The sequence below is a fragment of the Shinella sp. NM-101 genome (assembly GCF_021401195.1).
In the GTDB taxonomy this organism is placed as follows: domain Bacteria; phylum Pseudomonadota; class Alphaproteobacteria; order Rhizobiales; family Rhizobiaceae; genus Shinella.
Genome location: NZ_JACBFT010000002.1, coordinates 340,597 through 355,843, shown reverse-complemented (window position 1 = coordinate 355,843; position 15,247 = coordinate 340,597). Strand labels below are relative to the sequence as shown.

The 15,247-nt window shown below is 66.0% G+C and carries 13 protein-coding genes; 11 read left to right on the top strand and 2 right to left on the bottom strand.

Annotated features, from left to right (window positions below; translation table 11 throughout):
• From L0976_RS05540 to L0976_RS05505, 8 genes are all read left to right on the top strand, one after another.
• Positions 1-1,158 (top strand): aminodeoxychorismate synthase component I, encoded by a 1,158-nt coding sequence (locus L0976_RS05540; RefSeq protein WP_234186472.1) that lies wholly within the window; start codon positions 1-3, stop codon positions 1,156-1,158.
• On the top strand, positions 1,143-1,763 hold the full coding sequence (locus tag L0976_RS05535; protein WP_234186471.1) for an aminotransferase class IV family protein: 621 nt from the start codon (positions 1,143-1,145) through the stop codon (positions 1,761-1,763). The genes L0976_RS05540 and L0976_RS05535 overlap by 16 nt, the downstream gene beginning before the upstream one ends.
• 152 nt (positions 1,764-1,915) lie before the next feature.
• Positions 1,916-3,367: a homospermidine synthase gene (locus L0976_RS05530; protein ID WP_234186470.1), complete on the top strand. Its 1,452-nt coding sequence runs from the start codon at positions 1,916-1,918 to the stop codon at positions 3,365-3,367.
• A 169-nt stretch (positions 3,368-3,536) separates the two neighbouring features.
• Positions 3,537-3,908 carry an outer membrane lipoprotein Omp10 gene (gene omp10, locus L0976_RS05525; RefSeq protein WP_203316066.1) on the top strand — a complete coding sequence of 124 codons (372 nt, stop codon included), beginning with the start codon at positions 3,537-3,539 and terminating at the stop codon, positions 3,906-3,908.
• Between the two features lie 200 nt (positions 3,909-4,108).
• Positions 4,109-6,052 carry a 5'-nucleotidase C-terminal domain-containing protein gene (locus L0976_RS05520; RefSeq protein WP_234186469.1) on the top strand — a complete coding sequence of 648 codons (1,944 nt, stop codon included), beginning with the start codon at positions 4,109-4,111 and terminating at the stop codon, positions 6,050-6,052.
• A gap of 125 nt (positions 6,053-6,177) precedes the next feature.
• Positions 6,178-7,206 carry a ferrochelatase gene (hemH, locus tag L0976_RS05515; RefSeq protein WP_203316068.1) on the top strand — a complete coding sequence of 343 codons (1,029 nt, stop codon included), beginning with the start codon at positions 6,178-6,180 and terminating at the stop codon, positions 7,204-7,206.
• 90 nt (positions 7,207-7,296) lie between these two features.
• Positions 7,297-8,328, top strand: a complete 1,032-nt coding sequence (locus L0976_RS05510; protein ID WP_234186468.1) for an SPFH domain-containing protein — start codon at positions 7,297-7,299, stop codon at positions 8,326-8,328.
• 2 nt (positions 8,329-8,330) lie between these two features.
• Positions 8,331-8,789 carry an NfeD family protein gene (locus L0976_RS05505; protein ID WP_203316070.1) on the top strand — a complete coding sequence of 153 codons (459 nt, stop codon included), beginning with the start codon at positions 8,331-8,333 and terminating at the stop codon, positions 8,787-8,789.
• Here the strand turns inward: L0976_RS05505 and L0976_RS05500 are convergent.
• Positions 8,786-9,781 carry an SIS domain-containing protein gene (locus tag L0976_RS05500; RefSeq protein ID WP_203316071.1) on the bottom strand — a complete coding sequence of 332 codons (996 nt, stop codon included), beginning with the start codon at positions 9,779-9,781 and terminating at the stop codon, positions 8,786-8,788. The two genes, L0976_RS05505 and L0976_RS05500, sit on opposite strands and share 4 nt — an antisense overlap.
• Before the next feature lie 132 nt (positions 9,782-9,913).
• On the opposite strand from L0976_RS05500, the gene L0976_RS05495 reads away from it, so the two are divergent.
• The gene (locus L0976_RS05495) at positions 9,914-11,419 is read left to right on the top strand and encodes an outer membrane beta-barrel protein (protein ID WP_234186467.1); all 1,506 of its coding nucleotides are present in this window, start codon (positions 9,914-9,916) and stop codon (positions 11,417-11,419) included.
• Here the strand turns inward: L0976_RS05495 and galU are convergent, their stop codons facing one another.
• Complete coding sequence (gene galU, locus L0976_RS05490; protein WP_234186466.1) at positions 11,420-12,307, bottom strand: UTP--glucose-1-phosphate uridylyltransferase GalU; 888 nt, start codon at positions 12,305-12,307, stop codon at positions 11,420-11,422.
• Positions 12,308-12,509: 202 nt separating this feature from the next.
• Between galU and L0976_RS05485 the strand changes: the two genes are divergently transcribed.
• Both L0976_RS05485 and L0976_RS05480 read left to right on the top strand, forming a co-directional pair.
• Positions 12,510-13,733 carry a lytic murein transglycosylase gene (locus L0976_RS05485; protein WP_234186465.1) on the top strand — a complete coding sequence of 408 codons (1,224 nt, stop codon included), beginning with the start codon at positions 12,510-12,512 and terminating at the stop codon, positions 13,731-13,733.
• Positions 13,734-13,868: 135 nt separating this feature from the next.
• Positions 13,869-15,020: a DUF459 domain-containing protein gene (locus L0976_RS05480; RefSeq protein ID WP_234186464.1), complete on the top strand. Its 1,152-nt coding sequence runs from the start codon at positions 13,869-13,871 to the stop codon at positions 15,018-15,020.
• Positions 15,021-15,247 lie beyond the last annotated feature (227 nt).

The window sequence follows — 15,247 nt, the reverse complement described above, 5'->3', positions numbered from 1 at the left end:
ATGACCGACCGCGAACGCTTTGTGCTCCTCAGGGACGACCGTGAGGACCGGACGGTGGTTTTCGCCGATCCGCTCGCGGTCGTCACCGTGCGCGAGCGCGCCGGCTTTGAGCCGGCCTTCGCGGCCCTGCAGGCGGCCCATGAAAAGGGCCACTGGATCGCCGGCTTCATGAGCTACGAAGCCGGCCATCTCTTCGAGAGGAAGCTGGCCCCGCTCGCGGTGGAAAACCGCCCGACGCCGCTGATGAGCTTCGGCATCTTCGAAAAGCCTGCAGAAGATCACCCGCTCGCCACCCCGCGCCAGCGCATCGAGAACGAACCCTTCCTCACCGAACCGAAGGCGGACTGGAACTTCGAGGCCTACCGCAGCCGCTTCGACCGCCTGCACCAGCACCTGCGGCAGGGCGACTGCTACCAGGCGAACCTTACCATGCCGATCCGCGCCCGCTGGAACGGCGACCCACTCGCCGCCTTCTGGTCGCTGATCGAGCGCCAGCCCGTGCGCTACGGCGCCTTCGTGTCGCTCGACGGTCCGAAGCTTCTCTCCCGCTCGCCGGAACTCTTTTTCGATGTCGGCAAGGACGGCTGGATCGAGACGCATCCGATGAAAGGCACCGCCCCGCGTGGGGGGAGCGCGGCCGAGGACGAGCGCATCGTCGCCGCCATGCAGGCCGATCCGAAGACGCAGGCGGAAAACCGCATGATCGTCGACCTCCTGCGCAACGACATCTCGCGCATCACCGAGGTCGGCACGCTTCATGTGCCGAAACTCTTCGCCGTCGAGACCTACCCGACCGTGCACCAGATGGTGAGCCACGTCCGGGCGAAGCTCACACCCGGCACCTCCCTCCGCGACATCTTCGCCGCCCTCTTTCCCTGCGGCTCCATCACCGGCGCACCGAAGATGCGCGCCATGGAGATCCTGCACGACCTGGAGGACGGCCCGCGCGACGCCTATTGCGGCGCCATCGGCATGATCGCGCCTGACGGCACCATGCGCTTCAACGTCGCCATCCGCACCATCTCGCTCTTCGATGACGGCAACGCCGTCTTCAACGTCGGCGGCGGCATCGTCTTCGATTCTACCGCCGAGGCGGAATATGAGGAATGCCTGCTGAAGGCGCGCTTCGCCGTGGGGGACCAATGGATATCTCGCTGATCGAGACCCTGCGCTGGGAACCCGATACCGGCTTCGTGCGGCTGGAGCGGCATCTGGCGCGGCTGGCGCAGTCGGCGGAGGCGCTCGGATTGCCGAGCGCGGAGAAAGCAAGGGATGCGCTGTTCGCCGCGCTACCCCCCTCTGCCCTGCCCCTCCGTATCCGCCTCGAACTCTTCCCCGACGGCCGGATCGACGTGCAGACCGCCGCCTTCACACCCCTTGCGGCGGATGCGGTCTGGCGCGTGAAGCTCGCCACCACCCGCCTCTCCTCCACCGACCCGCTGCTGCGCCACAAGACATCCCGCCGCGCCCTCTACGCCGCGGCCCGCGCCGAATTCCCCGCGGCCGACGCCGACGAGGTCATCCTCCTCAACGAACGCGGCGAACTCTGCGAGGGCACCATCACCTCGCTGTTCCTCGACGACGGCACCGGCCCGCTGAAGACGCCGCCGCTCGGCTCGGGCCTGCTGGCCGGCGTGCTGCGCGAGGAGCTGCTGGAAACCGGCAGGGCCATCGAGGCGGTGCTGCGGCCGGAGGACCTTGCCGGCGGCACGATCCTCGCCGGCAATTCGCTGCGGGGCCTGATCCGCTGCGTCCCCGCCTGAGGCGGCGACGGCGGCTTAAGCATATCGCCGCAGAAATACTTGGCCGCCCTTTATTGTGACAGAAATCTGTGCTCTAGCGCTGGCATACTATGCTAAGGGGCCTTTCGAGCCCCTGATTTTCAGCGCAAAGCGGCCGTCCGCAGGAGACCCAAATGGCAGACAGCACCTATCCGGTATATGGCGAAATCACCGGCCCGATCGTGATGATCGGTTTCGGCTCCATCGGCCGCGGCACGCTGCCGCTGATCGAGCGCCACTTCAAGTACGACCGGAACCGGCTGATCGTCATCGAGCCGCGCGAGGACGCCGCCGACGCCGAGATCTATGCCCGCCATGGCGCCCGCCACATCAAGGCGCATGTCACCCGCGAGAACTACAAGGACCTCCTGAAGCCGCTCCTCACGGAAGGCGAAGGCCAGGCCTTCTGCGTCAACCTCTCCGTCGATACCGGCTCGCTCGACCTCATCAAGTTCTGCCGCAAGCTGGACGTGCTCTATATCGACACGGTCGTCGAGCCGTGGCTCGGCTTCTATTTCGACAAGAACATGAAGAACGCCGACCGCACGAACTATGCCCTGCGCGAGACCGTGCGCAAGGAGAAGGAAAAGCACCCCGGCGGCACGACGGCGATCTCCACCTGCGGCGCAAACCCCGGCATGGTCTCCTGGTTCGTCAAGCAGGCGCTGCTGAACCTTGCCGGGGACCTCGACATGAAGTTCGAGGAGCCCGCGCAGAACGACCGCGAAGGCTGGGCCAAGCTGATGAAGAAGGCCGGCGTCAAGGGCGTGCACATCGCCGAGCGCGACACCCAGCGCACCAAGAACCCCAAGCCCTTCAACACCTTCTGGAACACCTGGTCGGTCGAGGGCTTCATCTCGGAAGGCCTCCAGCCGGCCGAGCTCGGCTGGGGCACCCATGAGAAGTGGATGCCGAAGAACGCCAAGAAGCAGAAGAAGGGTTGCAAGGCCGCCATCTACCTGGAGCAGCCCGGCGCCAACACGCGCGTGCGCTCCTGGTGCCCGACGCCCGGCCCGCAATACGGCTTCCTCGTCACCCACAACGAATCGATCTCGATCGCCGACTACTTCACGGTCCGCGACAAGGACGGCGACGTCGCCTACCGCCCGACCTGCCACTATGCCTACCATCCCTGCAACGACGCCGTGCTGTCGCTGCACGAGATGTTCGGCAATGGCGGCCACCAGCAGCCTGTCCTGCACGTCCTCGACGAGAACGAACTGGTCGACGGCGTCGACGAACTCGGCGTTCTGCTCTACGGCCATGACAGGAACGCCTACTGGTACGGCTCGCGCCTGTCGCTGGAGGAAACCCGCCGCATCGCCCCCTACCAGAACGCGACCGGCCTGCAGGTAACCTCCGCCGTGCTCGCCGGCATGGTCTGGGCGCTGGAGAACCCGAAGGCCGGCATCGTCGAGGCCGACGAGGTCGACTACAAGCGCTGCCTCGAAGTGCAGACGCCCTATCTCGGCCCGGTCGAGGGCCACTATACCGACTGGACCCCGCTCGACGGCCGCCCGGGCCTCTTCCCGGAAGACCTCGACACGAAGGATCCGTGGCAGTTCAGGAACGTCCTCGTTCGCTGAACCGGCCTTTAACCGGAATGAAAGGCGCCCGCGGCAATCCGCGGGCGCTTCGCTTTCAATGGGATAATGCCTGACCGCCTGCCGGCGCGTCTTGCTTTCGACGCCTCTTCACGGCATGTTCGGGCAAACCGGACAGGTGGTTCGCACCGCGAGACCTTTGGAGAATCAGATGAAGCCAGTTGCAGCCCTGAGCCTGCTTGTCGCAGCCGCAGCCCTCGCATCGTGCCAGACGGAACCGGCACCGCGCAGCTTTCCGGTCGCCCAGCAGCCTATGCAGCAGGGCGTGGAAGGTTCCTGGGTCGATCCGAACGGCATCGTCTCGTCCTTCACGGGCGGCACCTTCACCACGCGCACGACCGACACGAACCAGCTCCTCGCTTCCGGCACCTACATCAAGACCTCGCCGACGCTGGTCGAGATCAACATGACCTCGCTGGTGCGCAACACGCAGTCCAAGGTCAATTGCGCGCTGGTCAATCCGCGCCAACTCAACTGCACCACGGCCGAAGGCGCGCAGTTCTCGCTCTCGCGCCGCGCCTGAGCCGGCCCCGGCATCCCGGAAAAGGGCCGCAAGGCCCTTTTTGCGTTTCGAGCCGGGTGGCGAAAGGGCCTGTCTTTTCGCTTGAAGTTGCCTCCGACCGGTGAAAACATCCACCGGCCGGCTGTCATGTTTCCGGTTTATTGGGAAAGGCGCAGCCCCTTCCGCGTCTTCGGCCGCGGGCAAACGAGGAGAACAGGACCATGACGCTTATCCGATCCGGCCTTTTGGCCGCCTCCCTCTTTGTGCTCTCCAGCGGTGCGGCATTCGCCGATTACGAGCTGAACATCCTGCATATCAACGACCTGCATTCGCGCATCGAATCGATCAACAAGTTCGATTCGACCTGCTCGGCCGAGGAGGAAGGCAAGGGCGAGTGCTTCGGCGGCGTCGCGCGCCTGAAGGCCGCCATCGACGCCGAGCGCCAGAAGCTTTCCGGCAGGAACGTGCTGCTCCTCAATGCCGGCGACAATTTCCAGGGCTCGCTCTTCTACACGACCTACAAGGGCGCGGCGGAAGCCGAGTTCCTCAACCTCATGAACTTCGACGCGATGACCGTCGGCAACCATGAATTCGACGACAGCGAGGACGGCCTCGCCACCTTCCTCGACAAGGTCCAGTTCCCCGTCGTCACCGCCAATGTCGCGGCCGGCGCCAGCTCGAAGATCGGCGACCGCATCAAGCCCTTCATCGTCCTCGACAAAGGCGGCCAGAAGATCGGCATCGTCGGCGCGGTCGCCAACGACACGGAAGAACTCTCCTCTCCCGGCCCGAACGTGCTGATCGGCGACGATGTCGCCGACATCACCGCCGCCGTCGCCGAGTTGAAGAAGGAGGGCGTCGACAAGATCGTCGCGCTCACCCATGTCGGCTATCCGCGCGACCTCGCCGCCATCGCCAGGATCCCGGACGTCGACGTCGTGGTCGGCGGCCACTCCCACACCTTCCTTTCCAGTACGTCGGACAAGGCGGAAGGCCCCTACCCGACGATGGTCGACAATCCCGGCGGCTACAAGGTGCCCGTCGTGCAGGCCGGCGCCTATTCGAAATATCTCGGCAACCTGAAGGTCGTCTTCGACGATGCCGGCGTGGTGAAGGAAGCGACCGGCGAGCCGATCCTCGTCGATGCCTCCATCAAGCCGGACGAAGCGGTCCTTGCCCGGATCAAGGAACTGTCCGGCCCCATCGATGAGCTGAAGAACAAGATCGTCGCGGAAACCGCCGCGCCGATCGACGGCTCGCGCGAAACCTGCCGCGCCGCCGAATGCGCCATGGGCAACCTCGTTGCCGACGCCATCCTCGACCGCACGAAAAACCAGGGCATGACCGTCGCCATCACCAATGGCGGGGGGCTGCGTTCCTCCATCGATGCCGGGCCGGTCTCCATGGGCGAGGTGCTCTCGGTGCTGCCGTTCCAGAACACCGTCGCGACCTTCCAGCTCAAGGGCGCCGACCTCGTCGCCGCGCTCGAAAACGGCCTCGGCCAGATCGAGGAAGGCGCGGGCCGCTTCCCGCAGGTCTCCGGCCTGAAATACGCCTTCGACAAGTCGAAGCCGGCCGGCAGCCGGGTCGTCTCGGTCGAGGTGAAGGAGGGCGACGCCTTCGTGCCGCTCGACCCGGACAAGACCTACGGCGTCGCCTCCAACAACTACCTGCGTGCCGGTGGGGACGGCTACGCCATCTTCGCGAAGGCCGCCGTGAACCCCTATGACTTCGGCCCGAACCTGGAGCTCGTGGTCGCCGACTACCTCTCCGCCCACCGCCCCTACAAGCCCTATACCGACGGCCGCATCACCGAAGCCGCCGGCATGGCCGAAGGCGCAACCGGCACCGAGACGAAGCCGGCCACCACCGAAAAGGCGGCAGCGCCCGCCGACAGCGGCGCGACCTCGACGGAAGGCGCGGCGACGGACGGCGATACCGGGTCCGGCACCGCGACGACCGGATCGGAACCAGCCACCACGGCGGCCGAAAGCGGCGCCACGGCAGGCGGCAAGCATGTCATCGCACGCGGCGACACGCTCTGGGATCTCGCCAAGGCCGCCTATGGCGATGGCACGCTGTGGCGCAGGATCGCCGAAGCCAACGGCAATCCGCGTCCGCGGGCCCTGCCCATCGGCAAGGAGCTCTCGATCCCGGCCGAATAAGGACAATTTGTCTCCACTTTTTCCGCCGGTCCGGGCTTTCCCGGACCGGCATTTCTTTTTAGAACCGTTCTGAACGAACCGGCCCCGCCGGGCAATGACGACAACCCGTACGCACAGGATCCACGATGGACATCGCCGCCAAGCCCGCCAACCATCCGCCCGTCAAGCATGGCAAGGTCGGCGTGCTGCTCGTCAATCTCGGCACGCCCGACGGTACGGACTACACCTCGATGCGCCGCTACCTGAAGGAGTTCCTGACAGACAAGCGCGTCATCGAATGGCCGAAGATCGCCTGGTATCCGATCCTCTTCGGCATCGTGCTCAACACGCGCCCCGGCAAGGTCGGCAAGGCCTATGAGACGATCTGGAACAAGGAGCGGAACGAGAGCTACCTGCGCACCTATACGCGCAGCCAGGCGGAGCTGATGGCCGAAGCCCTCAAGGATCACGCCGGCGTCATCGTCGACTGGGCCATGCGCTACGGCCAGCCCTCCATCGGCTCGCGCATGGAATATCTCCAAAGGCAGGGCTGCGAACGCATCCTCGTCTTCCCGCTCTATCCGCAATATGCGGCCGCGACGACGGCGACCGTCAACGACAAGGCCTTCGAGACGCTGCTGAAGATGCGCTGGCAGCCGGCGCTGCGCACCGTGCCGCCCTACCACGACGACCCCGCCTATATCGACGCGCTCGCCGTCTCCATCGAAAAGCACCTCGCAACGCTCGACTGGGAGCCGGAACGCGTGCTGGCCTCCTTCCACGGCATTCCCAGAAGCTATTTCGAGAAGGGCGACCCCTATTACTGCCAGTGCCAGAAGACCGCGCGGCTGCTGCGCGAGCGCCTCGGCTGGTCGGCGGAGAAGCTGGTCCTCACCTTCCAGTCCCGCTTCGGCCCGGAGGAATGGCTCCAGCCCTATACGGACAAGACCGTGGAGAAGCTGGCGCAGGAAGGCGTCAAGCGCATCGCCGTCTTCAATCCCGGCTTCGTCTCCGACTGCCTGGAGACGCTGGAGGAGATCGCCGAGCAGGCCGCCGAGAGCTTCCTGCACAATGGCGGCGAGAAATTCTCGCACATCCCCTGTCTGAACGATTCTCCGGAAGGCATGGCCGTTCTGGAGACGGTCGTGCGGCGGGAGCTCTCCGGCTGGGTATGAGCCGGATTATTCCTCTTCCCGTCCAAATAGACTGGCATCGCGGCGCGTATCCCTTACAGTAGCGCCGCAATGCCTTTTGGAGAGAAGAACATGGATTTTGCCGGACTGGATATCGTCGTCATCGCCCTCGTGGTCCTGGTCGTCCTGATCCTCTTTGCCGGGATCAAGACGATCCCGCAGGGCTACCAGTACACGGTGGAACGCTTCGGCCGTTATACGCGCACGCTGCAGCCCGGCCTCAACCTCATCATCCCCTTCATCGACCGCATCGGGGCGAAGATGAACGTGATGGAACAGGTGCTCGACATCCCGACGCAGGAGGTCATCACCCGCGACAATGCCAGCGTTTCGGCCGACGGCGTCGCCTTCTACCAGATTCTCAACGCCGCGCAGGCCGCCTATCAGGTCGCCCATCTGGAAAACGCGATCCTCAACCTCACCATGACCAACATCCGCTCGGTCATGGGCTCGATGGATCTGGACGAGCTCCTGTCCAACCGTGATGTCATCAACGACAAGCTGCTCCGCGTGGTGGACGAGGCCGCCAATCCCTGGGGCATCAAGATCACCCGCGTCGAGATCAAGGACATCGCGCCGCCGAAGGACCTCGTCGAATCGATGGGCCGGCAGATGAAGGCCGAGCGCGAGAAGCGCGCGCAGGTGCTGGAAGCCGAAGGCGCCCGCAATGCGCAGATCCTGCGCGCCGAGGGCGCCAAGCAATCCGCCATCCTGGAGGCCGAGGGCCTGCGGGAAGCGGCCTTCCGCGACGCCGAGGCGCGCGAACGCCTCGCGGAAGCGGAAGCCAAGGCGACCAGGGTGGTTTCCGAGGCCATCGCCTCCGGCAACGTGCAGGCCATCAACTACTTCGTCGCGCAGAAATACACCGAGGCCATGGCCGCCATCGGCAAGGCGCCGAACTCGAAGATCGTGCTGATGCCCATGGAAGCCTCCTCGCTCGTCGGCTCGCTCGGCGGCATCGGCGCTATCGCCAGGGAAGTGTTCGGCGACGGCCCGGCACCCGGCGGCAATGCGCCGACGGCTCGCCAGCCGGCGCCGGCATCGACCACGGCGGCCTCGACGCCCGCCTTCCGCAACCCGTTCGACACCCCGCGGGGAACGTGATCATGATCCGCGGCATCGTCACCGAACTCGGTCCATGGGCCTGGTGGGTGCTGGGGATCGTCCTCCTGATCCTCGAGGTTCTGCTGCCCGGCGTCTTCCTCGTCTGGATCGGCATCGCCGCCATCCTCACCGGCGCCCTGTCGCTCGCGCTCTGGGGCGAGGCCTTCTGGGCGTGGCAGGCGCAGTGGGTGGTCTTCGCCGTGCTGTCGCTGGTTGCGGCCCTCGTCGGCCGGCGCATCGTCAGCACAAGGGGCCAGTCGAGCGACCAGCCGCACCTCAACCAGCGCGGCCAGAGCCTCGTCGGCCGCACGGCGACGCTGGAACAGCCGATCGCCGAGGGCCGCGGCCGCATCCGGCTCGACGATACGATGTGGAGCGTCCAGGGGCCGGACCTGCCGGTCGGCGCGCGCGTGCGCGTCACGGCCAGCAACGGCCGCGACCTGACGGTGGAACCGGTCTAGGCCGCGCCGATCCTCAGCAGATCGTGGAAATGCACGATGCCGACGGGACGGAACGCCTCGTCGGTGACGATCAGCGCCGAGATGTTGTGCTGGTTGAGAAGGCCGAGCGCGGCCGTCGCCAGCGTCGACGGCTTCACCGTCTTGGGGCTGCGCGTCATCACCTCGTCGACGCTGAGTTCGGAAAGGTTGCGTGCAAGATTGCGCGCGATGTCCCCGTCCGTGACAATGCCGACCAGCGTGCCCTCGCCATCGATGACGCCGACGCAGCCGTAACGCTTCTGCGCCAGCATGTGCACGGCATCCGGCATCGAGGTGCCGAGCGCGACGAGCGGCATGTGCTCGCCGCCGTGCATGATGTCGCCGACATGGGAAAGGCTCGCGCCGAGCTTGCCGCCGGGATGGAAGGTCTTGAAATCCGTCGCCGTGAAGCCGCGCGCCTCCAGCAGCGACACGGCGATGGCGTCGCCGAGCGCAAGCTGCATCAGCGTCGAGGTCGTGGGCGCAAGGCCATGCGGGCAGGCTTCCTGCGTCTTCGGCAGCAGCAGCACGATGTCGGCCGCGCGCGCCAGGGCCGAGCGCTCGCCCGATGTCATGGCGATGAGCGGGATGGAGAAGCGGCGGGAATAGGAGACGATGCCCTGCAGCTCGGCGGTCTCGCCGCTCCACGACAGCGCGAGAATCACGTCGTCGCGGCCGATCATGCCGAGGTCGCCATGGTTGGCCTCGACGGGATGGACGAAGAAGGAGGACGTGCCGGTCGAGGCGAGCGTGGCGGCGATCTTCGTGCCGATATGGCCCGACTTGCCGATCCCCGTGACGATCACCCGCCCGGCAATGCCGCCGATGAGGGCGACAGCCTCGCAGAACACGTCGTGCATCTCGCCTTCCAGCGCCGCGGAAAGGGCGATGAGCCCCGCCTTCTCCGTCTCGATCGTGCGGATCGCGGAGGCAATGGCGCCGCCGCCGTCAACTTTTACCTGTCTCGTGATCATGCGCCTCGTTAGCGCTTTTGCCCGCCTCTGTCCATTGTGAAGGTCGGGCGCGCATATCGCGCCGGCGGCAACCAAGCGTTAACCATGCCGGTTTACGTTCGCTTAGGAAATTGAAGAATCGCGGACCCGATCATGGCAGAGGCAAAGGCAAGGGAAAGCGGGGCACGGCTGCCTCGCGCGAGACGGCGACTGGCCGGGCTTCTGCTCGCCGGCACCATGCTTGCCGCCATGCCCGCGCTGGCCCAGCAGGCGCCCCCCGTCACGCCCTTCGCCTTCCCGGCGCCGGCAACAGGCAACGACGATCCCTTTGCGGACACGCAGGGCGCGGGCGATGCCGCGCGCGCGGATGCAGCCAGCACATCCTCGCCCCCTGCCCGCCCGGTGCTGACCGATGAGGCCGCGGCAGCGCTTGCCGATGCGGATGACGGCTATGGCCCCGCGGAGCGCCGGGTCGAACGGCAGAACACGCGCGAAGGCAGCGTCGACGGTGCACGCAGCCGCTTCGGCGATCCCTACGAGCCGACGGGCATCCGGGTCGGCACCTTCATCCTGCGGCCCTCGATCTCGCAGAACCTCGGCTACGAGAAGACGAAGACGGGCGCCACCGCGACGAGCCGCACCTATTCCCAGACCGGTTTCCGGGGATCGCTGACCTCCGACTGGTCGCGCCACCAGCTCACCATCGATGCCGAGGGCATCTACCAGCGCAACATCAGCGGCACCGGGGAGACCCGGCCGCAGGCGCGGGTCACCGGCGATCTCCGCCTCGATCTCAGCGACGACACCATTGCCCACATCACCGGCGGCTATGCCTTCGAGCGGGAGAACTCGACCGATCCCAATGCCGTCAGCGGCGCCAGCGTCCAGTCCGGCGTGCAGACCCTAACGGGAGGCGCCCGCGTCACGCGCGATTTCGGCGTGATCCGCGGTACGATCGGCGCGGATGCGGAGCGGCGCACCTACGGTTCGGCGACCCTTTCCGACGGCAGCAAGCTCGACCTTTCCGATCGCAACTACACCGAGGGAACGCTGACGGGCCGCATCGGCTACGAGCTTTCCCCGGCCCTGATCCCCTATCTCGAAGCCTCCGTCGGTCGGGCCGTCTATGACGACAAGCTGGATTCGTCCGGCTACCAGCGCTCCTTTTCCACGCTTGGCGGACGGGCCGGGGTGGAAATCGATCTCGGCGAGAAGCTGCGCGGCGATCTCGGGGCCGGCTACAAGCGCGCGACGTTCGACGACAGCCGGCTTGCCGCCCTCGAAGGCCTCACGGTGGATGGTTCCATCCAATGGTCCCCCCATCGCGGCACCGACCTGAGGCTCGGCCTGCGCACGGATCTCGAGCCGTCCGCGACGGCGGGCGAGAGCGGCTACGTCTCCTACGGCGCGACGGCCGAGCTGACGCATGAACTGAGGGACAATCTCGTGGCGCGGCTCAGCGCCGCCTACACGCTGCGCGACTTCCCCGCCGCGGGCGCCGCCAACCAGAACATCTATCTGGCCGGCGCCGGCCTTACCTGGAACATCAACCGCTGGCTCGCGATGACCGGCGACATCTCCTACGAGTTGACGCGCCAGAAGGGCGCGGCCAATACCGGCGTTACACGCGCCGGCATCGGCCTGGTCCTGCGCCGCTGACTACCTGAGGTCCGAAACGAGCTGCTTCAGCGGGCCTTCGATCGACGGGCGGATATCCGCGCGGGCAAGCGCGAAGGCGATGTTGGCGAGGATGAAGCCATCCTTGGCGCCGCAGTCGTAGGTCTCGCCGCGGAAGTGGTAGGCGGCGAACTTCTGGCTGTCGGCAAGCTTCACCATGGCGTCGGTGAGCTGGATCTCGTTGCCGGCGCCACGCTCCTGCGTGGAGAGGATCGGGAAGATTTCCGGCTGCAGGATGTAGCGGCCGTTGATGAAGAAGTTGGACGGCGCGGTGCCCGGCGCCGGCTTCTCGACCATCTTCGTGATGGCAAAGCCCTCGCCGACCTTCTCGCCGACGCCGACGATACCGTATTTGTGCGCCTGGTCGGGCGCGCATTCCTCGACGGCGATGATATTCGCGCCCGAATGCTCGAAGAGCTCGACCATGCCCTTCATGCAGCCCTTCTCCCCCTTCATGATCATGTCGGGCAGGAGCAGCGCGAACGGTTCGTTGCCGACCAACTCGCGGGCGCACCACACGGCATGGCCAAGGCCCAGCGGCTCCTGCTGGCGGGTGAAGCTCGTGGAGCCGGCGACGGGCAGGATGCTTTCGAGCAGCGTCAGCTCGGCCGTCTTGTTGCGCTCGCGCAGCGTCTGCTCCAGCTCGACCTGGATGTCGAAATAGTCCTCGATGACGGCCTTGGATCGGCCCGTGACGAAGATCAGGTGCTCGATGCCCGCGTCAAGCGCCTCGTCCACCACATACTGGATCACCGGCTTGTCGACGACCGTCAGCATTTCCTTCGGGACGGCTTTCGTCGCCGGGAGGAAGCGCGTGCCGAGGCCGGCCACCGGGAAGACTGCTTTGCGAACCTTGCGTGTCTGCGACATATTCACCTCGTTGAGCCCGTAGCCGTCATGGCCGGGACATATATGTGTGCCGGAATAGACTTCAATTGCTATTTTTTTACAAAGAGAGACGCGGCAAAATTTTGATGGTAAAGAATTTGTTGACTTCGTTTTTATAAGTTTTGCGCTCAGCCGGTGGTTCCGCGCCATCGTACCGAAATTTAGGAAACGGACACGACAGCCGATGACACAGAATCTGAAAACCGTTCTGCGCCGATCCGCGCTCACCCTTCTTCTTTCGGCGGGGCTCCTTGCTCAGGCTACAATGGCCCGCGCGGCCGACCCGCGCTTCCAGAAATGGATTGCCGATTTCTACGCGACGGCGGCCGAGGCGGGCATCAGCAAGTCGACCTACCAGAAGGCGTTTTCCGGCGTGAAGACGCCCGATCCTGATGTGATCCAGAAGGCGACCTACCAGCCGGAATTCACCAACAAGATCTGGGACTATCTCGATTCGCGCGTCAACCCCTACACGGTGAAGATCGGCCGCGAGATGGCCGCCAAGCACGGCCGCACGCTCACCGCGCTGGAGCGCCATTTCGGCGTCGATCGCAACATCCTCCTCGCCATCTGGTCGATGGAATCGAACTACGGCGCTGTACTGAAGAAGGACGACCGGCTGCACTACGTGCCGCGCGCGCTCGCAACGCTCGCCTATGCCGACCAGAAGCGCGCGAAATACGCCCGCACGCAGCTCATCGCCGCACTCAAGATCATCCAGCGCGGCGACATCGACGCCGCCGACATGACCGGCTCCTGGGCCGGCGCCATGGGCCACACCCAGTTCATCCCGACGAGCTACCTGCTCTACGCCATTGACGCCGACGGCAACGGCCACCGCGACATCTGGAACTCCGTGCCGGACGCGCTGGCGACCGCCGCGAACCTGCTGGCCAAGAACGGCTGGCAGGCCGGCAAGACCTGGGGCTACGAGATCGTCGTGCCGCAGGGCGGCAACAAGTATTCCGGCCAGACGAAGACGCTCGCCCAATGGGCCAAGCTCGGCTTCACGCGCCCGGGCGGCAACGGCTTCAAGAACGGCGCCGACCGGGCCGAGCTCAAGCTGCCGGCGAACGGCGGGCCGGGCTTCCTGATGACCAAGAACTTCTTCGTCATCAAGCGCTACAACGCATCCGATTCCTACGCGATGGGCGTCGGCATGCTGGCCGACCAGATCGCCGGCTACAGCGGCGTCAAGCAGCGCTGGCCGCGGCCTGACGGCGCGCTCGACATCACCGAGAAGTTCGAGCTCCAGACCCGCCTCAAGGAACTCGGCTACTACGAGGGTGAGGTCGACGGCAATTTCGGCTCCGGCTCCAAGGCCGCCATCCAGGCCTTCCAGAACCGCATCGGCCTTGCCGCCGACGGCGAGCCGAGCCAGCAGCTCCTGCGGGCGTTGCGCCGCTGACCGGAGCGCGCAAGCAGGCATGAGGGGCGCCTTTAGCGCCCCTTTTTGCTGGCGGGCGCTTCCGCTCGCCGCCGGCATTTGCCATCATGCCGCCACCGGGCATCCGCAGGATCGCGGCGAGAACGGAGCTTCGTGATGAACAGGACGACGACCATCCGGATTGGGCGCCTCGGCCTTGCGCTTGCGGCCGCCGCAAGCGTCGTCGTCACCTCGCTGCCCGCCGGCGCGCAGGAGCAGCGCCGCGAACGCAAGACCATCCTCGAACTTCTCTTCGGCACGAAGCGCAAGGCCGCCGAGCCCGAGCCGCAGGTCCAGAAGCCGCGCACCGTCATCCGCAAGAAGAAGCCGGCCCCGGCGGTCGCCAGGAAGGCCGAGCCGCCGCCGGTCGAGAAGCAGCCCGACGCCAAGGTGGTGCTCGTCGTCGGCGACTTCATCGCCGGCAGCCTCGGCGACGGCCTCGACGCCGCCTTCGAGACGACGCCCGGCATCCGCGTCGAGCGCCGCACCAACGGCTCTTCCGGCATCGTGCGCGAGGACTATTACAACTGGCCCGCATCGCTTCCCGACCTGATCGCGGAAACCCAGCCGGCCCTCATCGTCGTCAGCATGGGCGCCAACGACCGCCAGCAGATGACTGTGGCCGACGAGAAGGAAAAGTTCCGCTCCGAGGCCTGGACAAAAGAGTACGAGACGCGCGTCGCCCGCATCGCGGCGCTCGCCCGGCAGGGCGGCAAGCCGCTGCTCTGGATGGGCATGCCGCCCTTCCAGTCCTCCGCGCTGACGGCGGACATGACGACGCTCAACAATCTCTATCGCGCGGGCGCGGAAAAGGCCGGCGGCGAGTTCGTCGACATCTGGGACGGTTTCGTCGACGAGGACGGCAAGTTCGTCATTTCCGGCTCCGACATCAACGGCCAGCAGGTGCGCCTGCGCGGCTCAGACGGCATCAACTTCACCAAGGCCGGCAAGCGCAAGCTCGCCTTCTACGTGGAAAAGGAAATCCGCCGCCTGCTCGGCGACGCCGCCGCCGACGGCCCGGGCCTGCAGGGCGACCTCAAGGATCTCGTCGTCGCGACGCCTCCGGCGGAAGACGCCGAGATCACCAAGACCCAGCCCATCAGCCTCGCCGACCCGGCACTGGACGGCGGCACCGCGCTCCTCGGCGGCACGCCGATCAAGGGCACCGGCAAGAGCCTGCGCGACAAGCTGGTGGAAAAGGGCGAGACCGCCGATGCCCCGCTCGGCCGTGTGGACGATTTCCGGCTGGACAAGACGGCAACGCCGTAGGGAACAAGGTCCCCTTCTGCCTGCCGGTAAGCGGGAGGCTCGCTCATCGTTCGAAATGAATGCCGAGGATGCGGCACGTTAAGTCCCTACCATTTGTGGGGAGGGATCTAGGGAGGGGTCTTCCCGTAACGCCCCGGCTGCGCGGGGCCACCCCCTCTGCCTACCGGCATCTCCCCCACAAGGGGGGGGAGAAAGCGGGAGGCGTGCTTATCGTTCAAAATGGAATG